This is a genomic window from Citrobacter sp. H12-3-2 (genome assembly GCF_009649895.1).
In the GTDB taxonomy this organism is placed as follows: domain Bacteria; phylum Pseudomonadota; class Gammaproteobacteria; order Enterobacterales; family Enterobacteriaceae; genus Citrobacter; species Citrobacter portucalensis.
On record NZ_CP045837.1, the window covers coordinates 355,142 to 379,083 of the forward strand.

Below are 23,942 nucleotides of genomic sequence, written 5' to 3' on the forward strand. Positions count from 1 at the left end.
TGGGGTGTTAAATGGATGAATTCAAACCAGAAGACGAGCTGAAACCCGATCCCAGCGATCGTCGTACTGGTCGTTCTCGTCAATCGTCTGAACGCGATAATGAGCCGCAAATCAATTTTGATGATGTTGATCTGGATGCTGACGATCGCCGTCCTGCACGTGCACGCAAAGAGCGTGAAGAAGAGCAGGACATTGAAGAAGAGTATGAATCTGATGACGATGCCGTGGATGAAGAGCGTGTAGAACGTCGTCCGCGCAAGCGTAAGAAAGCCGCCAGCAAGCCTGCCTCCCGCCAATATATGATGATGGGTGTGGGTGTTCTGGTACTGCTGCTGCTGATTATCGGCATTGGTTCTGCGCTGAAAGCCCCCTCATCTTCTTCCAATGAGCAGGCAGCATCTGGTGAGAAGAGCATCGATCTTTCTGGCAGCAATGCAACGGATCAGGCGAGCGCAACGGCTCCTGCAACGGGCACTGAGCAGACCGCTGGCAATACCCAGCAGGATGTTTCCCTGCCACCGATTTCCTCTACCCCGACTCAAGGTCAGGCACCTGCGGCAACCGAAGGCCAGCAGCGTGTTGAAGTGCAGGGCGATTTGAACAATGCTCTGACACAACCGCAGGGTCAGGAGCAGGTTAACAACGCCGTGGTTAACTCTACGCTGCCGACCGAACCTGCGACCGTTGCGCCGATGCGTAATGGTAATGCTGCGCGCCAGACGGCGAAAACGGAAACGACTGAGCGTCCTGCTGCTACGCGCCAGGAACGTAAACAGGCCGTTATTGAGCCGAAGAGCAAACCGCAAACTACGGTGAAAGCGACGCCGACAGAGCCGAAACCTGTTGCTCAGGCAAAACCAACCGTAACTGCTACCGCGCCGACCACCACAACTAAAGCACCTGTGGTAACCGCTACGCCGAAAGCGACCGCTGAGCCGAAAGCAACTGCGACGCCAACGCAGACCGCAACGCCTGCGCCAACGGCGACAGCAACAACGACAACGCCTGTTGCTGGCGGAGCGAAAAGCGCAGGTAATGTTGGAGCGTTAAAATCTGCGCCGTCCAGCCATTACACGCTGCAGCTCAGCAGTTCTTCTAACTACGACAACCTGAACGGTTGGGCGAAGAAAGAAAACCTGAAGAACTACGTGGTGTACCAGACGACGCGTAACGGTCAACCGTGGTATGTTCTGGTGACAGGCGTGTATGCGTCTAAAGAAGACGCGAAACGTGCAGTGTCTACGTTACCCGCTGATATTCAGGCGAAAAACCCGTGGGCAAAACCGCTGCATCAGGTTCAGGCCGATTTGAAGTAAGATAGGATATGTTCTGCAATGGTTTGATGTTTCGCCCAATTGCGGGACAAAGACTAAAGCGCAGGATGCTGTCGGAGCTTTCTCCACAGCCGGAGAAGGTGTAATTAGTTAGTCAGCATGAAAAAAAATCGCGCTTTTTTGAAATGGGCAGGGGGGAAATACCCCCTGCTTGATGATATCAAACGGCATTTACCTCAGGGTGAGTGCCTGATTGAACCTTTCGTGGGTGCCGGGTCGGTGTTTCTCAACACCGACTTTTCTCGTTATATTCTTGCCGATATCAACAGCGACCTTATCAGTCTCTATAACATCGTGAAGACGCGTACCGATGAGTATGTGCAGGCTTCGCGTGAGCTGTTTATGCCTGAAACCAATCAGGCTGAGGTGTACTATCGGTTCAGAGAAGAATTTAATGCCAGCGAGGATCCGTTCCGCAGAGCAGTGCTGTTCTTGTATCTGAACCGCTTTGGTTACAACGGATTGTGCCGTTATAACCTGCGCGGCGAGTTTAACGTCCCGTTTGGGCGTTATAAAAAACCTTACTTCCCGGAAGCTGAGTTGTACCATTTTGCTGAGAAAGCGCAGAATGCGGAGTTCCATTGCCTCTCCTATGAAGAGTGCATGAACCGTGCGGATAGCAACTCTGTGGTCTATTGTGACCCCCCTTATGCACCGCTTTCGGCGACGGCAAATTTCACTGCGTATCACACCAACAGCTTTAGCCCGAAAGAGCAGGCGCATTTGGCCGAGATGGCAGAAAAGCTGGTCAGTAAGCAGATCCCGGTGTTAATTTCGAACCACGATACGCCCGATACCCGTGAATGGTACCGAGCGGCGAAACATTTTCAGGTCAAAGTGCGGCGCAGCATAAGCAGCAATGGCGGCACGCGTAAAAAGGTGAACGAACTGCTGGCACTGTATAAACCAGGAGTCGTAACGCCTGCGAAGAAATAAATCTCAAGGAGAAGCGGATGAAACAGTATTTGATCGCCCCCTCAATTCTGTCGGCTGATTTTGCCCGCCTGGGTGAGGACACCGCGAGAGCGCTGACTGCCGGTGCCGATGTCGTGCACTTCGACGTCATGGACAATCACTACGTACCGAACCTGACCATTGGACCGATGGTACTGAAATCGCTGCGTAAATATGGCATCACCGCCCCGATTGATGTTCACCTGATGGTGAAACCGGTCGATCGTATTGTCCCGGACTTCGCAGCCGCTGGCGCCAGCATCATTACTTTTCATCCGGAAGCCTCCGAGCATGTCGATCGCACTTTACAGCTGATCAAAGAGCATGGCTGTAAAGCGGGCCTGGTGTTCAACCCGGCAACACCGCTGAGCTATCTGGACTACGTCATGGATAAGCTCGATGTGATCCTGCTGATGTCCGTTAACCCAGGCTTTGGCGGACAGTCCTTCATCCCACAAACGCTGGATAAGCTGCGCGAAGTGCGTCGTCGTATTGATGAATCTGGCTACGATATCCGCCTCGAAGTGGACGGTGGCGTCAAAGTGAATAACATTGGTGAAATTGCCGCGGCAGGCGCAGATATGTTTGTTGCAGGCTCCGCCATTTTCGACCAACCAGACTACAAAAAAGTCATTGATGAAATGCGCAATGAACTGGCGAAGGTAAGTCATGGATAAGTTTCAGGATATTCGGGGCGCTGCATTTGACCTCGACGGCACGCTGGTCGACAGCGCGCCGGGATTAGCCGCAGCGGTGGACATGGCGCTGTATGCGCTGGAACTGCCGGTTGCCGGAGAAGAACGCGTTATCACCTGGATTGGTAACGGTGCAGATGTACTGATGGAGCGCGCGCTGGCGTGGTCCCGTCAGGAGCGCGCAACATTACGTAAAACGATGGGTAAACCGCCCGTTGATGATGATATTCCCGCCGAGGAGCAGGTACGTATTTTGCGTAAGCTGTTCGACAGATACTACGGCGATGTCGCAGAAGAGGGGACATTCCTGTTCCCTGATGTTGCCGACACGCTGGGCGCGCTGCATGCGAAAGGATTGCCGCTGGGTCTGGTGACCAACAAACCGACCCCGTTTGTCGCGCCATTGCTCGAAGCATTAGATATCGCCAAGTACTTTAGCGTGGTCATCGGTGGTGACGACGTGCAGAATAAAAAACCGCATCCGGATCCGCTGCTGCTGGTGGCAAGTAAGCTTGGCATCAAGCCTGAGCAAATGCTCTTCGTAGGGGATTCATGCAATGATATTCAGGCGGCAAAAGCTGCTGGCTGTCCGTCCGTTGGCCTGACCTATGGCTACAACTACGGCGAGTCGATCGCGCTGAGCCAGCCCGACGTTATTTACGACCGTATTAATGAACTACTGCCCGCTCTCGGGCTTCCGCATAGCGAAAATCAGGAATCAAAAAATGACTAAGCCCATCGTTTTTAGTGGCGCACAGCCCTCAGGTGAATTGACCATTGGCAACTATATGGGTGCGCTGCGTCAGTGGGTGAGCATGCAGGATGACTACCATTGCATCTACTGCATCGTTGACCAACATGCCATCACCGTTCGTCAGGATGCTCAGCAGCTGCGTAAAGCAACGCTCGATACGCTGGCGCTGTATCTGGCATGCGGTATCGATCCTGAAAAAAGCACCATTTTCGTGCAGTCTCACGTACCGGAGCATGCACAGTTAGGTTGGGCGCTGAACTGCTACACCTACTTCGGCGAACTGAGCCGTATGACCCAGTTCAAAGACAAATCCGCGCGCTATGCGGAGAACATCAACGCCGGTCTGTTTGATTATCCGGTACTGATGGCGGCAGACATCCTGTTGTATCAGACCAACCAGGTACCGGTTGGCGAAGATCAGAAACAGCATCTGGAACTGAGCCGCGATATCGCCCAGCGCTTTAATGCCCTGTATGGCGACATCTTCAAAGTGCCTGAGCCGTTCATTCCTAAATCCGGCGCGCGCGTGATGTCGCTGCTGGAGCCGACGAAGAAAATGTCCAAGTCGGATGACAACCGTAACAACGTGATCGGTCTGCTGGAAGATCCGAAATCTGTGGTTAAAAAAATCAAACGTGCGATGACCGACTCCGAAGAGCCGCCGGTTGTACGCTACGACGTGCAGAACAAAGCGGGTGTTTCCAACCTGCTGGATATTCTCTCCGCCGTCACCGGTAAGAGCATTCCGGAGCTGGAACAGCACTTCGAAGGCAAAATGTATGGTCATTTGAAAGGTGAAGTCGCAGAGGCCGTTTCCGGTATGCTGACCGAGCTTCAGGAACGCTATCACCGTTTCCGTAACGATGAAGCTTTCCTGCAGAAAGTGATGAAAGAAGGTGCGGAAAAAGCCAGCGCCCGCGCATCTGTTACGCTGAAAGCCGTTTACGAAGCGATTGGTTTTGTCGCCAAGCCGTAATGCGCTCTGTGTTGTTAAAAAAACCGGGAAGTTCCCGGTTTTTTTGTATCTGCGCAATCGCTTCTATTACTGATTCGCAGCCGGGCCACAGCCACCAATAATTTTTGAAATCGAAATTGCTGGATGCAGGAAATAATCGTAGCTGCAGTTATTTTTTGTGTTTTCGATATGACCAGTACACGCGGTCAGCGTTGCCAGAACACCAGCAACTAAGGTGATTTTTGCAAATTTCAGCATGTCAAAATCCTTGTTAGATATCTATTTCTAAATGGATGAAGTCCATTTTTCGCCGGATAAGATATCAACTAACATAAACTTTAAGTAGTCCAGAAAAGGACATGTCGCTTTATATATAAAACATACGATTAGTGAATTGAATTTAAATAAAAAAGCCTGGTATTAATAAATAATACCAGGCTGCGGGTTTAATTAATTAGCGAAATGTTTTTCTGAAATTCAACATAAAGCCTTTATCGCTGATGTTGTCCTCTTTCCACTGGTAAGCGTCCAGATTCAGGCTGGCGTCTTTGGCGCTGTATTTCACACCGACCGTCGCCAGGCCGTTGATGCCTCCGCCTTTTTGGTCGTCGTCTACGCCAAAGGACTGGCCTGCGGCACCTTGCAGTGACGCAGTACGCTGGCTTTTGCTGTAGCTCAGGTTCGGACCGCCTTCCAGCGTGGCGCTGGCGCTCCAGCCATTTTCACCGGTATAGTCGAACTTCATTCCGACAATGGAATCCACAGCGGTTTCGCTGCCAGCGTTCATCGAAAGGTTAAAGTCCCCCGCACTACGCTCTTTATAGCTGCCTTCCAGCGTATGACGGAATTTCACCCCGGCGTACGGCGTGACTTTCAACGTATCGTTGAGCATGGTGAAGGTTTTCGCCCCTTCGCTGCGGAACTCAAGATACTGCTGACGTGCGTTGGAATCCGCCACCTTGTTGGTGTCGCCATAAGAGACAGAACGACTGCTGTCGAGGTTGTGTACGTCATAACGCAGGCTGTTCTTCCACGCCAGACCTTCATTAAACGCCATGCTGTGCTTCAGACCAAAGAACTGACTGTAGCCGCCGGTCAGGCCGTTGTCGCCCGCGGTCTTCGAACCGTCACCGTCCAAGCGCGCGATGCCGTACTCCAGCGTCAGATTCTGGCTGGCGGTGAGATCCAACGACTGACGTAATGCCAGCATGTCGTACTGGGTATCGTTGCCCAACTCAGCGCGTGGGTCGCCTTTCGCTACGACGTTGAACGCCAGGCCATCTTTAATTTGCGGCGCGGCATCGGCCAGCATGGTAAAGCGGTTGCTTAGCACGCGGGCTTCACGGAACGCGGTGATAGCCTGACTGCCGCTCACCTGCTTAAGCGCGTTGTTCAGTTCAGCGGTGGAGCCAACGTTGAGGCTGGTGTACAGCTCGTTGTTGGTGTAACCGGCGTCGAGCGCCTGCGCCACGTCACTGACGGAACCATCGGTCGCCACATCGGCATAGGCGTTTTTGGTCATGGTGACGTCAACGTTGCCGCTGGCATCGGTGCTGCCCTGTGCATTCCACACCACGGAGGTGGATTGAATGGCACCTGCGTCGGACAGGTTGCTGCCCTCGACCACGTTGTCAAAGCTGACGGTGGTGTCGGCAGTACCTGCGGTAAAACCGGTGTTAATCTCCACGCCGTTCATGCTGGCATTGCTGACCATCAACTTACCGGCGCTGCCATCAGCGCTGGTGCCGACCACATAGCCCGACAGGTTGTTGGTGGCCGTTGAATCTGCACTGTCGCTGGTGGTAACGGTTGTCGTACCATCGGTAATAGCAGGTTCCGTGGGGGCCGTGAAGTCAACATAATGCACTTCCGTACCGTCGCCGTTTTCGCCGCTGCCTTCAATGGTTTTACCATCCTGCTTGATAAAGCCGGAGCCAGTCACGTTGTCATCAATGTAGACCGTGCCGTTGTTGACGATATGGCCGTTACTGCCCAGTTGGCTGAAGGCGTAGGAGTTGCTGGCGTAAATATTGATGGTGCCGTTATTTTCGATCACCGCATCGGATTTGGCATCTGATTCCAGCTGCATCCCGACCATACCGGTTTGTGTGGTACCTTCGGTTCCCACATTGATGGTGCCGTTATTGACCATCTTCGCGCTGCCGTGCGCGGACATCGCCACATTGTTGGTTTTATCAATGTTGATGGTGCCGTCGTTAATGGCTTTACTGCCGCCATTATTTTTCGAGGTAGTGACCTGCCCGTTAATGACGCCAGTGCTGCCGTTGTACAGCGTGTGCCCGCTCCCGCCGGTGGCGATATCGGCATCGCTGTTCACTGTCCCCCAGTTATTGAAGGCACCGGACCACAGGGCGTTATCTGCCAGCGTCATCACGCCGCCTTCAAGATTATTGAGCGTACCGTTTTTATCGACGGTGCCGTTATTAATGACACCCGCGTTATTGACGGTTGCGGCAGCGGTAAATTTGAGTTTATCGACTTCGCCGCCAGCGTTGTTGTTCAGTACCGCACCACCCGATGCGCCGGTCCAGTCCGTCACGATGCCGGTATTGTTCATGGTGCTGGACCATTGCTCAACCGTGTTCATGGACCCGCTGTTGTTGATAATGGAACCGCCGACTGTGGTGCCGGTTTTCCCGGTCACGGTGCCTGTATTGTTGAAGACACCGCCGTCAACGGAGACCGCCGCTGTTGTACCTTCGTTGGTATAGGTGCCGCCTGTTGCAATACTGACGCTGCTGATGCTGCCGGTGTCGGCATTGGTTAAATCGCCGTAATTTTTAACGATGACCTTGCCGCCGCTGACGGTGCCCGCGTTGCTAATGTGTACGGTTTCCGTTGCGACCGGATTGGTAATGATGGTTTCGCCGGTAAGCGTTTCACCTGCGGCGGTAATGACATCGCCATCAGCAAAAGTAAGGGAAACGTTGCTGTCGGTTGGGTTGTAGTCGTCGCTGCCCTGGCAGTTGCTGTCATAACAGACCGTACCGTAGTTAACCACGGTACTTTTGCTGTCAGTCAGGAAAGGCTTGCCGTAATTGGCATCAATATTGATGGTCCCTGTGGTGTCGTTAATCACGATGCCACCATTCAGCGCCGCCATGCCCACCAGTTGGTTATCATCGGTTTTGGTGACGCCTGCATCGGCGGTCAGGTTAATAGTGCCCTGGTTAATGGCTGTGCCGCCGTTAAGTGCCATCATACCGAAGCCCGCATTATTGACGGTAATGGTGCCTGTATTGGTGGCGGTTGCATCGCCATAACCACCGTCGGTGGTGCCTGCCACCATTGCCGAGCTGGTCAGATAGAGTTGTGATGGTGACCAGTAACTTTTGCTGGCGACGGTATTATCGTCGTTCAGCGTCGGGACAAAGCCGTCCAGGTAAATATCTCCGGCATTGAGGGCCGTCCCTTTACTGGCGGATACGCCATAGACCCCCGCCCCCTGGAGATTTATTGTGGCGCCTGCCTCGTTGCTCACTTCGCCGTAGTTTTCCGCCAGCATGGCGTACAGCGTATTGCTGTACCAAATCAGCGGGAAGGTTCCTATTCCTCCATCGCTGCCTGGGGTTAGTGACGATACCAGCGTGATTGATCCTCCCGCTGCGTTGCTAACTATCGATCCTTGATCGGTAGCCGCAGTGATTGCATTACGGTTGTCATGACCGCTTGTGGCATAGGCGCTAATATCGCCACTGTTTTTTGCCTGTGCGCCGCTGCGGGCGAATAATAGGGCGACAGCGCCGTCATCAACGATGGCTCCCTGATTATCGATCGATGAACCCTGGCCTTTTGCGGTTAATATTGCGTTGTAGGTGTAATGCTCACTGGGCAAAACTGTTTCTGTGATTTTAATTACAGAGTTTTGGTCTAACGTTAAGCTGCCGCCGTTTTGTACATTGGCCAGTGTCACTGAGCCGCCGGGGAGGGTGGTGATATTCAATGTGGACTCACCGCTTAATGTGACACTGCTAGCTCCGTCTATATTTATGCCTGTAACAGACGATACTTCGCCATCGCCATTTTCGGCGTAGTTGATATCAATACCGCCCATCAGATTGACGGTATTGCCATCACCTTTGACCGTGAGGCCGTATGTATCCAGCCACTGTCCACTTACCGTGCTCACATCGCTAACATTGATGTTAAGCGAGCCGGTTAGATCCACCTGATTGTTCGTGCCGCTGACGGTGATTCCCTGGAGGGTATCGCTGTTGCTGGCCATCTGGCTATCTGCGTCATAGTCACCGCTGATTGTGACGTTGCCGGTAATATTCAGCGTATTGTTATCACCCGCCATATCGAGGCCCTGTGCACCACGGTATAGGCCGTTGCTGTCCTCGACAGCGGTCACATTGATATCACCATCCAGCGTCGCCTGTGACGAGTCGCCACTCATTTTTGCGCCAGTACCATTCAGGCTGACGTCGATATTCCCTTTATTATTAAAGACATTTCTTTCACCATCGATCACAAAACCCACGGAGTTTGCATCGCGCACGGTCGCGTTGCCGGTGTTTTTGATTTCGTTACCCGACCCGTCAGTGACGATACCCGTCGCGCCGTTGGTGACTAGTATGTCACCTGCCTGAGTCAGGCTATTATTATTTCCATCAATGACTGCAGCGATCGAGCCCGCGCCATCCACGGTGATATCACCCGTATTCGCGATTCGGGAATTATCGCCCGCAATGACGGTACCCGTTGCGCCCTGCGCAATGGTTTGATCTCCTTCGCCAATAACCAGCGCCTTATTACCTGCAATGTACAGTCCGGTAGACCCCGCGCCGGATACCGTTGAGTCGCCGGTGTTATCAATCACCGCACCATCACCGGTCATTTTGGCTCCGGTCGCGCCGTCGGTAACGTTTAGTTCGCCATCGTTAGTAATGCGCGTTTTGTCGCCGGTGATGCTGATACCGATAGAGCCTGCGCCGCTGACATCGGTGGTGCCGATATTATCGAAGGTGGCGCTGTTGCCGTTAATCAGGATGCCCGTTGCGCCGCCGGAAATATCCTGCTTCCCTTCGCTGTTAATGGTTGCGTTGTCGCCGTCAATAAATAGCCCGGTAGAACCTGCGCCGCTGGCGGTGGTATCGCCTTTATTGTCGATGAGGACATCATCACCGGTAATCTTTGCCCCGGTAGCGCCGTCGGCCACATAGAGTTCACCATCGTTGATAACGTGCGAGTTGTCGCCATTGACGATGGAGCCGGTTGAACCTTGACCGCTGATGTTAGAGGTGCCGGTATTCGCCACCGTGGTTTCGTTGCCATCGATCACCATGCCGGTGCCGCCACCTGTGACGTCAATGCCACCGGAAATGCGGGTGGTGGTGCCGTTACCTGAAATCAGCGCGCCGGTTGCGCCGTCGACGGTGCTTTGTCCTGAAATCGTATTGGTGGTGTTGTCACCGGTAATGACGATGCCGACCGCACCATCGCTGACGGAGGAATCACCGCTTAACGCGTTGCTTGTCCGATCGCCGGAGATGATGACGCCAGTTTTACCTTCACCACGGGTATCAACCCCGCGATCGGCAGTATTTGAAGCGTCATCGCCAGCGACGACGGTTGTCTGGTCATCGGCAACGATCAGGTATCCCTGGTTGTCATATTTCCAGTACAGGCCGCTTCCTTGTACCGTACCTTCAATGACGGCGGCATTCTCATCGGTCACTTTCCAGTCGGAAACCAGCAGCGTTTTACCGTCTTGTAATGCGATCTGCCACCGATCATCCTGTTCGACGTAATTCCATACGGCGCCGCCGAGGTCCGTGCCGCTATCCAGCTTGATGCCGTCAAATGTCAGTGTGTTCAGGCCTTTATCGATGGTGACGCCGTTACTGAAGGTAATAACAGAGGTATCATCAGGTGGTGTAGGTGTTACATCGCCGCCATCGTCGTCGGGAGGCGTGGGCGTTACATCACCGCCATCGTCATCGGGAGGTGTGGGCGTTACATCGCCGCCATCGTCGTCGGGAGGTGTGGGCGTTACATCGCCGCCATCGTCGTCGGGAGGTGTGGGCGTTACATCGCCGCTATCGTCGTCAGGAGGCGTGGGCGTTACATCGCCATTATCTGATGGGGTTGCCGGAGTATCATTATGGTGGGAATGGCCGCCGCCATTGTTATCGATACCTATCGCTACACCAGCTGTTAGCGCAGCGACACCACCCGCGACCCATCCCCAGTGATTGTCTTGTTCTGTATAATCTGCCAGGCAGCGTGCGGAGAGTTTGTTACGTTCGGCTTTTGATAATACGGATATATCAGTAGGGCAATCATTGTCATCGTCGCTACTATCTGCGGCTATCGCCGGGAGATAGTAAGTTTGCAACGCAAGAGCAATACCCACAGCAATGAGTTTTTTCCTTTGCATAATCGACATCCTTAAATAAATACGCACAAAATATGCCATTGAAGGCATAAATTTATTTCGAGGTAATTTATTATTTTGCCACTGAATGACCGTGCTTCGTCAAATTACTCAATGGTCATGTATTATTTAGGATGTGAATTAGATTTATGGGTTGTACGGATATAAATAGGGTATTTTACGTGTTTTTTATAAATTAGAGCGCAGATTCATTTTGTTGGTGAATGAGTTTAGTCTTTCTTAATTCAGGTTTGAGAATAAATCATGAATAATAAACGAGAAAATAAATGCCCTGAGAGTCAGGGCATTTATTTGCATTCAATTAATGGTTTGAGAACCAGTTCAGCTTATCGCGAAGGCCTACCACACGACCAACAATAATTAACGCTGGGCTTTCAACCTGTTGCGCCAACTCTCCTAGCTGAGTCAGCTCGCCATTGACGACACGCTGTTTCACGGAGGTACCGTTTTCTACCAGGGCGACGGGCATATCGGGCTGCATGCCAAATTCGATCAATTTTTCCTGAATCGTGGCCGCCTGGTTCAGCCCCATGTAGAACACCAGCGTTTGTTTCTCTGCTGCCAGGTTTTCCCAGTCCAGCTCACCGCCGGTTTTCAGGTGTCCGGTAACCAGACGCACGCTCTGAGCGTAATCACGATGGGTCAGTGGAATGCCGGAATAGGCAGAACAACCGGAGGCTGCGGTAATACCCGGCACTACAGAGAATGGGATACCGGCATGGCACAGCGTTTCCAGCTCTTCGCCACCGCGGCCAAAGATGAACGGGTCGCCACCTTTCAGTCGTACCACGCGCTTGCCCTGTTGTGCTTCACGCAGCAGGATCTGGTTGATCTCTTCCTGCGGTACGCAGTGATAGCCCGCACGTTTACCGACGAACACTCGGTCTGCATCGCGGCGTACAAGGTTCATGATATCGTCGGAAACCAGACGGTCATAGACCACGACATCCGCTTGCTGGATCTGCTGTAGCCCTTTCAGCGTCAGCAGGCCGGCATCGCCAGGACCGGCGCCAACCAGCACCACTTCACCACGGTGATCCAGCGGTTCGCTGAGCATTTGCTCAGTGGTTTCCTCGACGGCTTTCAGGTCATTGTTCGCCAACGACTGCGCCAGGCGGTCATTCACGAACAATTTTTCCCAGAAGCGGCGACGTTCACCCATGCTGGCAAACTGTTGCTTCACTCGGGAGCGCAACTTGCCGGCATACTGCGCGACCTGGCCCAGATGCTGAGGCAGTACGGATTCAAGCCTTTCACGCAGCAGACGGGCCAGCACTGGCGATGTCCCGCCGGAGGAGACCGCCACCATCAGCGGTGAGCGGTCGATAATGGAGGGCATGATAAAACTGGCTGCTTTTGGCGCATCGACCACGTTGCAGAAGATACGACGTGATTCTGCGGCGGTGCTGACGCTTTGGTTGACGGCATCGTCATCGGTGGCGGCAATAGCCAACCAGCAGGTGTCGAGCAGGGACTCATCGAACGGCCCCTCAACCAGCGTCAGCATGTTTTCATCTGCCCATACTTTGAACTGCGGAATAAACGCCAGCGCATTAACCGTTAAACGGGCGCCCGCTTCCAGCAGTAACCGCGCTTTGCGTTCTGCGACATCACCACCGCCGACGATCAAGCAGTCGCGGTCACGTAGTTGACAAAATATAGGCAAATGATCCACGACATTACCCCTTAATTATTGGCAGCAGCCTCTGGCTGATTGATTTTTGCCGGAGCCGGACGCTCCGATTTTGGCGTAGCATACCAATAACCCAATCCCATGAATACGACACCGGACAAAGTATTACCGAGTGTCACCCACAGCAGGTTATGACCAATTCCTGACAGGGTATAGGCTTCGCTGTGGTGGCCGAACCAGGAGAGGGCAAACAGCGTCATGTTGGCAACGGAGTGCTCGTAGCCGGAAGCGATAAACGCCAGCAGACACCACCAGATAGCGAGGAATTTTGCCGCGCCTTCGGTACGGATTGCCATCCAGATTGCCAGACAAACCAACCAGTTACACAGTGCGCCTTTAAAGAACAAAACCATTGCAGGCGCGGTCGTTTTCGCCAGAGCAACCGAATGGACGATGCTGGTATCGACCGGCAGCAGGCTACCGCCACCCCAGCTGTAAAGCAGAGCGACAAACACGGAACCGACCAGGTTACCCAGCCAGGTTTTTGGCAGGATTGCCCACATCTGACCGTGGCTGATGGTGCCTGCTTTGACGCCGAGTGTCAGAAACATGGTGTGACCGGTAAACAGTTCCGAACCGGCAATAATGACCAGCGTTAAGGCGATACCAAAGGTTGCACCCATCACAAGAGGACGAACGGACGGGTCGAGCAGATTACCGAGGGTGAAAATAAGAATGATGCCGAGACCCACATAGGCTCCCGCCATTGCCGAACTGATCCAGAATCCGAGCGGGTTATTAGCCGACAGGCGTGCGATGCGCGCAGCGTTAGCCGCACACTTATTGATAGTGTCTGTGAACATGTGTTGATTATCCTTGAAGTACAAACAATAAAAAGAAATCGTAACCGTAGGCCGGATAAGGCATTTATGCCGCCATCCGGCAATGTGCTTGTGCAATTGCCTGATGGCGCTACGCTTATCAGGCCTACTAATAAAAGACCTACAAATACGTCAAAAAAGGGGAGGCGTTGCGCCTCCCAAAATTAATTAACCGCGCAGTTGCACCGTGCCGTCTTTCACTCGCGCTTCGTAATGTTTCACGGAGAACTGTTCGTCTTCCATGCACAGACCGTCGCTTAAGCGAAAACGCTGTTTTTTCAGCGGGCTGGCAACCCACAATTCGCCCTGATGTTCAGCAATCAGCCCACGAGAAAGCACGCTGGACTCAAAGAACGGGTCGATGTTGCTGATCGCAAACACCTGGTCGCTGTGATACGGGCGGAAAATCGCAACCTGCTCGTTACCTAACAGGGCGCAGACGCCTGTTGCAGGCAGAATGTCATCGATTTTGCAGATGTTTTTCCACTGGCTCATGCGTTTTCCTCCACCAGAGTCACCGGGATACGCTCATAAGGCGTGGCCGGACGATGTTGTTCACGTTCAGGCACAACCTGGACATTCGGATCGCGTTTTTCGCTGTTGATAAAGTGTTTGAAGCGAACCTGCGCGGACGGGGTGTTAACGGTTTCTGTCCACTCACACACCACAGCTTCACGCAGACGGGCCATCTCTTCTTCAAGATGCTGGTTCAGGCCCAACTTGTCGTCGATGATGACGGACTTCAGATACTCGATACCGCCTTCCAGATTGTCTAACCACGGTGCGGTACGGGTCAGTTTGTCGGCAGTACGGATGTAGAACATCATGAAACGGTCAAGGTACTTGAGCAGCGTTTCGCGATCGATATCCGCTGCCAGCAGGTCTGCATGACGAGGTTTCATCCCGCCGTTACCGCAAACGTACAGGTTCCAGCCTTTCTCAGTGGCGATGATACCCACGTCTTTACCCTGAGCTTCCGCACATTCACGGGTACAGCCGGAGACGCCGAATTTCATTTTGTGCGGGGTACGAATGCCTTTGTAGCGATTTTCCAGCTCCACGCCGAAGCCCACGCTATCGCCGACGCCGTAACGGCACCAGGTGCTGCCTACGCAGGTTTTTGCCATACGCAGCGCTTTGGCATACGCGTGACCGGTTTCAAAACCGGCTTCAATCAGCTGACGCCAGATTTCCGGCAGGTCATCTTTCTGCGCGCCGAACAGGCCGATACGCTGAGAACCGGTAATTTTGGTGTACAGGTTAAATTCACGCGCGATACGGCCCACAGCTACCAGGCCTTCAGGGGTAATTTCGCCACCCGCAGAGCGCGGGATCACGGAATAAGTACCGTCTTTCTGGATGTTCGCCAGGAAGTTGTCGTTGGTGTCCTGCAACGGCGTGTGCTGCGGTTTGAGGATGTACTCATTCCAGCAGGAAGCCAGCAGGGAACCTACGGTAGGTTTACACACTTCGCAGCCGTAACCTTTCCCGTGTTTTGCCAGCAGCTCTTCGAAGGTTTTGATGCCTTCTACGCGGATGAGATGGAACAGTTCCTGACGTGAGTACGGGAAGTGTTCACACAGGTTGTTGTTAACTTCGATACCCTGTTTCGCCAGTTCGGCGTTCAGGACCTGCGTTACCAGCGGGATACACCCGCCGCAGCCGGTCCCGGCTTTGGTTTCCGCTTTCAGCGCCGCAACGGTATGGCAGCCCTTGTTGATAGCGGCAACCAGCATGCCTTTGGTGACGTCAAAACAGGAGCAAATCTGCGCGCTGTCCGGCAGTTTATCGACACCGATAGACGGCTTACCGCTGCCCGCGTGCGCTGGCAGAATCAGTGAATCCGGGTTTTCCGGCAGTTCGATGGCGTTCAGCACCAGTTGCAGCAGATTGCCGTAATCGCTGGTGTCGCCTACCAGAACCGCGCCGAGCAGGGTTTTGTTATCTTCGCTAACGATCAGGCGTTTGTAGACTTCTTTGCTTTCGTCGAGATAGACGTAGCTACGGGCGCCCGGCGTGCGCGCATGCGCGTCGCCAATACCGCCGACGTCAACGCCGAGCAGCTTCAGCTTGGCGCTCAGGTCCGCGCCTTCAAAGGCGTTTTCAGTTTCGAGAATATGGTCAACGGCAACCTGCGCCATTTTATAGCCTGGAGCGACCAGACCATACACGCGGTTGTTCCAGCTGGCGCATTCGCCGATGGCATAGATGTCCGGGTCAGATGTCTGGCAAGTGTCGTTAATGACGATACCGCCGCGTGGCGCGACGTCCAGACCGCACTGGGTGGCCAGTTTGTCGCGTGGACGAATACCGGTAGAGAAGACGATGAAATCGACTTCCAGTTCGCTACCGTCGGCAAAACGCATGGTTTTGCGCGCTTCGGTGCCTTCCTGAACGATCTCTTTGGTGTTTTTGCTGGTGTGCACACGCACGCCCATGCTTTCAATTTTGCGACGTAACTGTTCGCCACCCATATGATCCAGCTGTTCAGCCATCAGCATTGGGGCGAATTCAATCACGTGGGTTTCAACGCCGAGGCTTTTCAGCGCACCGGCGGCTTCCAGGCCCAGTAGACCACCGCCGACAACAGCACCGCGTTTGCTGCGGCGCGCGCAAGACTCAATCGCGTTGAGGTCTTCGATGGTGCGGTAAACGAAGCAGTCCTGGGTTTCCGAACCTTTAATCGGTGGGATCCACGGGTAAGAGCCCGTCGCCATGATCAGCTTATCGTAGTAAACCGTACGACCTGCGCTGGAGTGGATTACCTTCTCCTGGCGGTTAATGGTAATTGCGCGCTCGCCCACTAACACCTTAACGCCGTGCTTCTCGTAGAATCCTTCACGCACCAGAGAAAGCTCTTCGGCGGTGTGGTGGGAGAAGTAGGAAGACAGGTGTACGCGGTCGTACGCTTTGCGGGGTTCTTCACAGAAGACGGTAATATCAAAATTGGCAGCGTCGGATTTATCAAGAAGATCCTCAATAAAGCGATGGCCGACCATACCATTACCGATAATAGCGAGTCTGACTTTGCTCATTTTTGCCTCGATTTCTTTTCTATTACTGCCTACCTTAACGATTCAGCAACCGCGCTTATTGATGCAAATCAAATTCGCCCTTATATACTCCTTAAGAGGTATATAACTGATTTGTCAGCATTTTTATAAGTGACGGAATTATTTGGGTTTTCGTGTTTGTATAAATAGCGTACAAATTAAGGGGTTTTTGTAAGAATTGGCCTACATGACCAATGAAAGAAGAGGAGGGTGAGAATGTGCCGGATGATGTGGATACCATCCGGCAGTGAGATTAATGCGTTGCTGGGGCGTTATGCTGGCGATGGCGCGTGACAAACCCAAGAATAAAGCACATCACGAATACAACCGCATACAAGCCGTTAGCTGTTTGCAATGCCGCCTGCGGGCCGCTGTGTGCCACGATAGGGCCGGTGACGACGAAAGTGAGCATGGTGCCGATGGTGCCGCAGGTCAGAACGAAGTTAACCAGTTTGGGTGAGGCGACCTTCGTCTGCTGGGAGCCAAGGGTAATGATGGTGGTATAAATCGCACTGGAGAAGAAGCCCAGCGTCATAATAAACCACGGCATATGCTCTGGCGTACCGGTGATAAACAGATACATCAGGACGGTAGCCAGACCCGCCAGTACGGTCAGGATGCGCTGCAAATCGAAGAAACGCAGAATAAAGCTAAATGCCCACATGCCAACCATGTAAGACATCCAGAAGTCGCTGACCAGTTTACCCGCATCGTTCAGGCTCATGCCCAGGCTTTTGGCGTACTCCGGGACCCAGGAGATAAAACCCAGCTGACCAAGGATGTAGCACAGTGCAGCGATCGCCAGAAACAGCACGCCAATCCCCCATTTTTCTTTTACTACCGGCGCGTCTGACTGCTGAGCGTGTTTACCCAGTGCCGGGAATTCACAACCGAAGGTCAGCAGGAAAATGGCGACGTATACGAGGCCGATGCAGGCATAGACCCAATACCATTCGATGCTGCGCGCTAACAGGAACGCGGCAACCATTGGGAAAATCATACCGGCCATGCTGAAGAAGGAGTCAGTAAACAGCAGGCGGGAACCGCGCTGGCGACCTTCGTACATTTGAGTTACCAGGAACGTACCAATCGACATGGTGATACCGCTTACCAGGCCCAATACAAACATGGCGGCGGAGAACAAGGCCAGGCTATGGCTGAACATCAGTCCGGCAACGGCCAGTACCATCAGGATAAAGCCGAAGCGCAACTGGGTTTTCAGTGGCACGATTTCCATTAACCATGCATTCAGAAAGATAGAGATCAGAATGCCGGCATTCAGGAAGGTGAAGGTGTTACTCATGCTGGAAACGGGCAAATGGAAGTAATCTGCTATGTTTCCCATCACCATCCCGGTGACAATTACCAACGCACCTGTCAGGGCGTAGGAGAGAAAGCTAATCCATGTGAGCTTGATGCGATTGCTGTTAGTCATGACTGGCCTGTATAGAAGTGTAAGGCGCATTGACTGCGCCGTGAGCGGGCAGATTTTAGGCGCTTTAGTGACGCATTTAAATATTTATTGGTAATAACTTGGCGCGTTACATTTTTCTATGTGATCTTGATCACATTGATACTTGCAGCCATGAGGTTACATTTGTTTCAGGTACGTAAAATTAAGTAAAGGGATGGCCTTGTCCTTGAAGGCTCTTTAGAATCAATTCACTTGCTTCATTTCTGCTCTTGTTAAGGAATTCTCATGCTCAAATCGACTCTGGCGGCTGTTGCAGCTGTTCTCGCTCTTTCTGCTCTCTCCCCCGCAGCACTGGCAGCAAAAGGTGATCCACATGTTCTGCTGACAACCTCTGCTGGTAACATTGAGCTGGAGCTGAACAGTCAGAAAGCCCCGGTTTCAGTGCAAAACTTTGTCGATTATGTCAACAGTGGTTTCTATAACAACACCACGTTCCACCGTGTGATCCCAGGCTTCATGGTGCAGGGCGGCGGTTTTACCGAGCAGATGCAGCAGAAGAAACCTAACCCGCCAATCAAGAATGAAGCCGATAACGGACTGCGTAACACTCGCGGCACGATTGCTATGGCGCGTACAGCGGATAAAGACAGCGCGACCAGCCAGTTCTTTATCAATATTGCAGATAACGCTTTCCTCGATCACGGCCAGCGTGACTTTGGCTACGCTGTTTTCGGTAAAGTTGTGAAAGGTATGGATGTCGCGGATAAGATCTCTCAGGTACAGACCCATGATGTCGGTCCATACCAGAATGTCCCGTCAAAACCGATTGTTATCCTTTCTGCTAAAGTCCTGCCGTAATCGTATCTTGCGCGGGTAGTTCTTGCCCGCGTTCACCCCTCTCTCTGCGTAACCCGAAATTGCTGCTTATACTTGTGGCAAGTGTCGGCTCATTCAGGGAGGTCACGTGAAAAAACTCACCGATAAACAAAAGTCCAGGCTGTGGGAACAACGGCGAAACGCCAATTTCCAGGCCAGCCGACGGCTGGAAGGCGTAGATATTCCACGGGTTACTCTGAGTGCTGAAGACGCCCTGGCGCGTCTTGAAGAGCTGAGGAGGCACTATGAGCGATAAATTCGGTGATGGTCGCGACCCGTATTTATATCCGGGCCTGAATGTCATGCGTAACCGTCTGGGGATTCATCAGGCGCAGCGTTTGGCGCAGGCGGCTTATGAACTGACAGCGCTGCGTGCGGCGACTATCGAATTGGGGCCGCTTAAACGGGGCTTACCGCACCTGTGCGCCATTCATCGCCAGCTGTATCGGGATATTTTTGACTGGGCGGGACACCTGCGTGAAGTCGATATTTACCAGGGCGATACTCGCTTTTGCCACTTCGCCTATATCGAGAAAGAGGGCAATGCGCTGATGCAGGACCTGGAAGATGAGTCCTGGCTGGTGGGATTACCGGAAGACAAGTTTGTCGATCGTCTTGCGCACTATTATTGCGAAATCAATGTGCTGCATCCGTTTCGCATCGGCAGTGGCCTGGCGCAGCGTATTTTCTTCGAACAGTTAGCGATTCATGCCGGGTATATGCTGAGCTGGGATGGCATTCCGGTTGAGGAGTGGAATCAGGCTAATCAGAGCGGGGCGATGGGTGACCTGTCTGCACTGCGGGCGATATTTCGTAAAGTGGTAAGCGAAGCCCCAGAAACTGAGTAGAATAGCGCGGTTCTTATGTACCGGAGCCGCCATGATCCTGCTTATTGATAACTATGATTCTTTTACCTGGAACCTGTACCAATACTTCTGCGAACTGGGCGCTGATGTCCTTGTCCGGCGCAACGACGAGCTGACGCTGGCGCAAATCGACGCGCTGACCCCGCAAAAAATCGTGATTTCCCCTGGGCCATGCACACCGGATGACGCCGGTATCTCACTGGATGTTATTCGTCATTTCGCCGGTAAGCTTCCCTTGTTGGGTGTTTGTCTTGGCCACCAGGCGATGGCGCAGGCCTTTGGCGCGAGCGTAGTTCGGGCGGCTAAAGTGATGCACGGTAAAACCTCGCCGATTACCCATACCGGGCAGGGTGTTTTTCAGGGACTCGCAAACCCATTAACGGTGACGCGCTACCACTCTCTGGTGGTTGCCCCTGAGACGCTTCCCGAGTGCTTTGAGGTAACAGCCTGGAGTGAAACGCAGGAGATTATGGGCATTCGTCACCGCGAGTGGGATATGGAAGGGGTACAGTTTCACCCGGAGAGTATTCTCAGCGAACAGGGGCATCAGCTGCTGGCTAATTTTCTCAATCGCTGATTTGTAGTTGCTATTCAGTGATTTTTTATTCATATTTTGTGATTATAATTTCACTGGCGTTTCTGCTTAACAGGGTGGTAATGACATGGCAACTGAACAAACTGCAATTACGCGCGCGACATTCGATGAAGTGATTCTGCCGATTTATGCACCGGCTGAGTTTATCCCGGTAAAAGGAAAAGGGAGTCGAGTGTGGGATCAACAGGGCAAAGAGTATGTTGATTTCGCGGGCGGCATTGCAGTGACCGCGTTAGGGCATTGCCATCCGGCATTGGTTGAGGCGTTAAAAACCCAGGGTGAAACCCTGTGGCATACCAGCAACGTTTTTACCAACGAACCGGCGTTGCGCTTAGGCCGTAAAATCATTGATGCGACCTTTGCCGAGCGCGTGCTGTTCATGAACTCCGGTACTGAAGCCAACGAAACCGCCTTTAAGCTGGCGCGCCACTATGCCTGCGTGCGTCATAGCCCGTTCAAAACCAAAATCATTGCCTTCCATAATGCGTTTCACGGCCGTTCGCTGTTTACCGTATCCGTTGGTGGGCAGCCGAAATACTCCGACGGCTTTGGGCCAAAACCGGCGGATATCATCCATGTCCCGTTTAACGATCTGCATGCGGTCAAAGCGGTGATGGACGATCACACCTGCGCGGTGGTGGTTGAGCCTATTCAGGGAGAGGGCGGCGTCACTGCGGCTACGCCGGAATTCCTGCAAGGTTTGCGTGAACTTTGTGACCAGCACCAGGCGCTGTTGGTATTTGATGAAGTGCAGAGCGGGATGGGGCGTACCGGCGATTTGTTTGCCTATATGCACTACGGCGTGACGCCGGATATCCTCACCAGCGCGAAGGCGCTCGGTGGCGGCTTCCCGGTAAGTGCGGTGTTGACCACTCAGGAGATTGCCTCCGCGTTCCACGTGGGTTCGCACGGCTCCACCTACGGCGGTAACCCGCTGGCCTGCGCGGTAGCGGGGGCAGCGTTTGATATTATCAACACGCCGGACGTGCTGGGAGGTATTCAGGCCAGGCGTCAGGCGTTTGTCCAGCATTTGCACAAGATTGATCAACAGTTCGACATTTTCAGCGATATTCGCGGGATGGGGCTGCTGATTGGCGCTGAGCTGAAGCCGCAGTTTAAAGGCCGGGCGCGCGATTTCCTCTATGCCGCCGCGCACGAAGGGGTGATGGTGCTGAACGCCGGGCCGGACGTAATGCGTTTCGCGCCGTCGCTGGTGGTGGAGCAGGCGGATATCGATGAAGGGATGCAGCGTTTCGCGCAGGCGGTAGCGAAGGTGGTGGGCTGATTGCCGGATAGCGGCGCGAGCGCCTTATCCGGCCTACAGGGTAAGGTGTGATTCGTAGGCCGGATAAGCGTAGCGCATCCGGCAAATCTCTTAACCTTTCATGTCTCGTAGTCGGCGGCTCAGCCAGATCCCGTGGTGCGGTCGCTGACGCCATGCTACCGACGAAATGGTATGCATGGTGTTCAGATGCCCAAGAACCCGCTGCAGATGCTGCTCAAGGGTGCTTAACGGACCATGGGACAGCATCTCTGGCGCTTCGAGAATATTCACATCTCCCGAGCTTCCCGGCCCATCATATTCCAGCCGCTGCTGACAACGCTGGAGTGCAATTTCACAGGACTCCAGATACCGCTGCGCCAAATCCGGCGTCAGCATCGTATGTTCCCTTGCCAGCGTGGTCATCGCGTTGATGTGTTCAACGATGAACTGGCTGTGCGTGACCCACAGTTTCATGTCTGCAAGGTAGTGCGAGTTAAATCCCGGCTCCTGCATTGCCTGGTTCAGCGAGTTGAACAGCGTGTTTTGCGTCTGGTTGACGCGCATGCGTTGATACGCCAGCGGCGTGGCCTGTGGATCGTTGCTGAGGATCAGACGAATGGCCTCCTGGTCGGCTTCTAACGCATCGTGGGCGTTTTTACGCAGCAGACCGCTCTGCCACTGTGGCCACAGCCAGAGCGTGCCGCCAAAGGCGATTAAGCAGCCAATGACCGTATCGACAAACCGCGGCACGATAAACTCTTCCCCGTTCAGCGTCAGCAGTTGCAGGGTGTATACCGCCGTTACCGTAAAACCGACGGTAGCCCAGCCGTAGTTTTTACGGATGATCAGATAGCTCACCAGGGTGATCAGCAGCATGGCCGCCAGCGTGAAACCTTCGGGAATATGAAAGTGCAACGTGACGCCGGCAATAACCAGTCCAACGAGCGTACCTACGGAACGGTGTAAGATGCGCACCCGGGTCGCCCCGTAGCCATTTTGCGTAACAAACAGGACTGTCATCAAAATCCAGTAAGGCTTTGGCAGGTGTAAGGCGCTGCCCATCAGGCTGGCGATACTCAACATAACGCTGATGCGTCCGGCATTGCGCAGCGCTGGGGATTTCAACGACAGGTAGTTTTTCAGGGCAGGGATCAGCGGCAACCGACGCTGCTTGTCAGCCATTAAGTCACGGGCATATAGCGGGCGCTGGGTCCGTAGCACGCGGGCAATACGGCTGAAGTGCCAGTAGCAAAATTGCCCCACCGGATTGTCCGGATGCTGCCTGGCGATTTTCTCCAGCGTGCCAATCTGCTTTTCCATCGAGAAACGGGTCGGCAAGCGGTGATACAAAATATCATCGGCCAGTACCCGAAGGCGTTCGGCGACGGTTCGCGCGTTCCAGCGAATTACCTGCTCCGCGTGGCTACGCTCAACCAGTTTTTGCACTTCTTCTGGCTGGTGGAGGCTAACGGAAATATGCTCCTGTAAATCCAGCGCCTCCTGAAAGGCACGCAGCAGGCGTTTGTATTCGTTGTTGTGATGTGCCGACAGCATATGCATTTGCTGATAGCACTGAGTAATCAGATCCACCGCCTTTTGTTGGCGAACCAGCAGGGGAGGCAGCGCTTTTTCTGGGTCGGCATGCTGGGTCAGCATGCTGTACTTGGCTTCACAGTAATCGGCTAATTCACGGTACAGCAAGCTGAGCGATTCACGGAGCGGTTGCTCGCGCCACATCCAGAACCAGAACCAGTTGAACAGGCCGTACCATAACGTGCCCAGCGCGTAAATCAGCAGCGGCTCCCAGACGGGCATATTCCCGGCCAGGCTGAGCGTGAAAATCGCCGCGATAAGCGAGGCTGGCAGTAATCGCGCATGCAAGGGGCTTAGCTCGGCGGTTACGCCAAGAATCAGCGTCAGGCCGGTGAGGATCAATGGTAGCGGTATAGTTTGCGCAAGCAGTAGCTGCATGATCAAGCTGCACCCGGCAAACAGCGATGCACCAATGACTAAGCGTTTGAAAAAGCGCTTGTGCGGGGTATCAAGACCGGCAATGTTGCAGCAGGCAGGGACGAGGGAAAAGAGAAGCCCCAAATGAAGCTGACCGATGATCAGACCAACAGCCACAGGTAAACATAGCACCAGCGTTTGTCGTAGTGCGTAGTTGATCTCTGGGTGGTATATCAGTCTTCGCCACATCGGAGTAAACAAAAGTGGCGCATTACTGGGTAACGCGCCACTTCGATG

18 protein-coding genes are annotated in these 23,942 nt (G+C 53.4%); 10 read left to right on the forward strand and 8 right to left on the reverse strand.

Annotated features, from left to right (window positions below; translation table 11 throughout):
• Positions 1 to 11 precede the first annotated feature (11 nt).
• The 5 genes from damX to trpS all read left to right on the forward strand — a co-directional run bounded on the left by damX (position 12) and on the right by trpS (position 4,713).
• Positions 12 to 1,316, forward strand: coding sequence for a cell division protein DamX (gene damX, locus GHC22_RS01655; RefSeq protein WP_071446675.1), 1,305 nt, complete (start codon positions 12 to 14; stop codon positions 1,314 to 1,316).
• 117 nt (positions 1,317 to 1,433) lie between these two features.
• Positions 1,434 to 2,270, forward strand: a complete 837-nt coding sequence (gene dam, locus GHC22_RS01660; RefSeq protein ID WP_003827684.1) for an adenine-specific DNA-methyltransferase — start codon at positions 1,434 to 1,436, stop codon at positions 2,268 to 2,270.
• 17 nt (positions 2,271 to 2,287) lie between these two features.
• Positions 2,288 to 2,965 (forward strand): ribulose-phosphate 3-epimerase, encoded by a 678-nt coding sequence (gene rpe / locus GHC22_RS01665; RefSeq protein ID WP_003023561.1) that lies wholly within the window; start codon positions 2,288 to 2,290, stop codon positions 2,963 to 2,965.
• A complete protein-coding gene (gph, locus tag GHC22_RS01670) occupies positions 2,958 to 3,716 on the forward strand; it encodes a phosphoglycolate phosphatase (RefSeq protein ID WP_153752106.1) in 759 nt (252 codons plus the stop codon). Before rpe ends, gph begins: the two co-directional genes overlap by 8 nt.
• Positions 3,709 to 4,713 carry a tryptophan--tRNA ligase gene (gene trpS / locus GHC22_RS01675; RefSeq protein ID WP_003827687.1) on the forward strand — a complete coding sequence of 335 codons (1,005 nt, stop codon included), beginning with the start codon at positions 3,709 to 3,711 and terminating at the stop codon, positions 4,711 to 4,713. The genes gph and trpS overlap by 8 nt, the downstream gene beginning before the upstream one ends.
• Before the next feature lie 66 nt (positions 4,714 to 4,779).
• Here the strand turns inward: trpS and GHC22_RS01680 are convergent, their stop codons facing one another.
• The 7 genes from GHC22_RS01680 to tsgA form a co-directional block, all read right to left on the reverse strand.
• Positions 4,780 to 4,950, reverse strand: a complete 171-nt coding sequence (locus GHC22_RS01680; RefSeq protein ID WP_003827690.1) for a YhfL family protein — start codon at positions 4,948 to 4,950, stop codon at positions 4,780 to 4,782.
• A gap of 196 nt (positions 4,951 to 5,146) precedes the next feature.
• Positions 5,147 to 11,095 carry an autotransporter adhesin BigA gene (locus GHC22_RS01685; protein ID WP_153752107.1) on the reverse strand — a complete coding sequence of 1,983 codons (5,949 nt, stop codon included), beginning with the start codon at positions 11,093 to 11,095 and terminating at the stop codon, positions 5,147 to 5,149.
• Between the two features lie 319 nt (positions 11,096 to 11,414).
• The gene (cysG, locus tag GHC22_RS01690; RefSeq protein WP_008786309.1) at positions 11,415 to 12,788 is read right to left on the reverse strand and encodes a siroheme synthase CysG; all 1,374 of its coding nucleotides are present in this window, start codon (positions 12,786 to 12,788) and stop codon (positions 11,415 to 11,417) included.
• Positions 12,789 to 12,799: 11 nt separating this feature from the next.
• The gene (gene nirC / locus GHC22_RS01695; RefSeq protein ID WP_008786308.1) at positions 12,800 to 13,609 is read right to left on the reverse strand and encodes a nitrite transporter NirC; all 810 of its coding nucleotides are present in this window, start codon (positions 13,607 to 13,609) and stop codon (positions 12,800 to 12,802) included.
• A gap of 186 nt (positions 13,610 to 13,795) precedes the next feature.
• On the reverse strand, positions 13,796 to 14,122 hold the full coding sequence (nirD, locus tag GHC22_RS01700) for a nitrite reductase small subunit NirD (protein ID WP_003023590.1): 327 nt from the start codon (positions 14,120 to 14,122) through the stop codon (positions 13,796 to 13,798).
• Positions 14,119 to 16,662 (reverse strand): NADPH-nitrite reductase large subunit, encoded by a 2,544-nt coding sequence (gene nirB, locus GHC22_RS01705; protein ID WP_008786307.1) that lies wholly within the window; start codon positions 16,660 to 16,662, stop codon positions 14,119 to 14,121. Before nirB ends, nirD begins: the two co-directional genes overlap by 4 nt.
• A gap of 271 nt (positions 16,663 to 16,933) precedes the next feature.
• Positions 16,934 to 18,115 carry an MFS transporter TsgA gene (tsgA, locus tag GHC22_RS01710; protein WP_032945197.1) on the reverse strand — a complete coding sequence of 394 codons (1,182 nt, stop codon included), beginning with the start codon at positions 18,113 to 18,115 and terminating at the stop codon, positions 16,934 to 16,936.
• A 264-nt stretch (positions 18,116 to 18,379) separates the two neighbouring features.
• Here tsgA and ppiA point away from each other — a divergent pair, with 264 nt between their 5' ends.
• From ppiA to GHC22_RS01735, 5 genes are all read left to right on the forward strand, one after another.
• Entirely contained in the window at positions 18,380 to 18,952 is a 573-nt protein-coding gene (ppiA, locus tag GHC22_RS01715; protein WP_003023595.1) for a peptidylprolyl isomerase A, read from the forward strand.
• Between the two features lie 106 nt (positions 18,953 to 19,058).
• Complete coding sequence (locus tag GHC22_RS01720; RefSeq protein ID WP_003827708.1) at positions 19,059 to 19,226, forward strand: YhfG family protein; 168 nt, start codon at positions 19,059 to 19,061, stop codon at positions 19,224 to 19,226.
• Positions 19,216 to 19,818, forward strand: a complete 603-nt coding sequence (locus tag GHC22_RS01725; protein WP_005121664.1) for a putative adenosine monophosphate-protein transferase Fic — start codon at positions 19,216 to 19,218, stop codon at positions 19,816 to 19,818. Before GHC22_RS01720 ends, GHC22_RS01725 begins: the two co-directional genes overlap by 11 nt.
• A gap of 31 nt (positions 19,819 to 19,849) precedes the next feature.
• Complete coding sequence (pabA, locus tag GHC22_RS01730; RefSeq protein WP_153752109.1) at positions 19,850 to 20,413, forward strand: aminodeoxychorismate synthase component 2; 564 nt, start codon at positions 19,850 to 19,852, stop codon at positions 20,411 to 20,413.
• An 85-nt stretch (positions 20,414 to 20,498) separates the two neighbouring features.
• Positions 20,499 to 21,716 (forward strand): aspartate aminotransferase family protein, encoded by a 1,218-nt coding sequence (locus tag GHC22_RS01735; RefSeq protein WP_008786303.1) that lies wholly within the window; start codon positions 20,499 to 20,501, stop codon positions 21,714 to 21,716.
• A gap of 90 nt (positions 21,717 to 21,806) precedes the next feature.
• Here GHC22_RS01735 and GHC22_RS01740 read toward each other — a convergent pair whose 3' ends face one another.
• Positions 21,807 to 23,894, reverse strand: coding sequence for a YccS/YhfK family putative transporter (locus GHC22_RS01740; protein WP_008786302.1), 2,088 nt, complete (start codon positions 23,892 to 23,894; stop codon positions 21,807 to 21,809).
• Between the last annotated feature and the right edge of the window lie 48 nt (positions 23,895 to 23,942).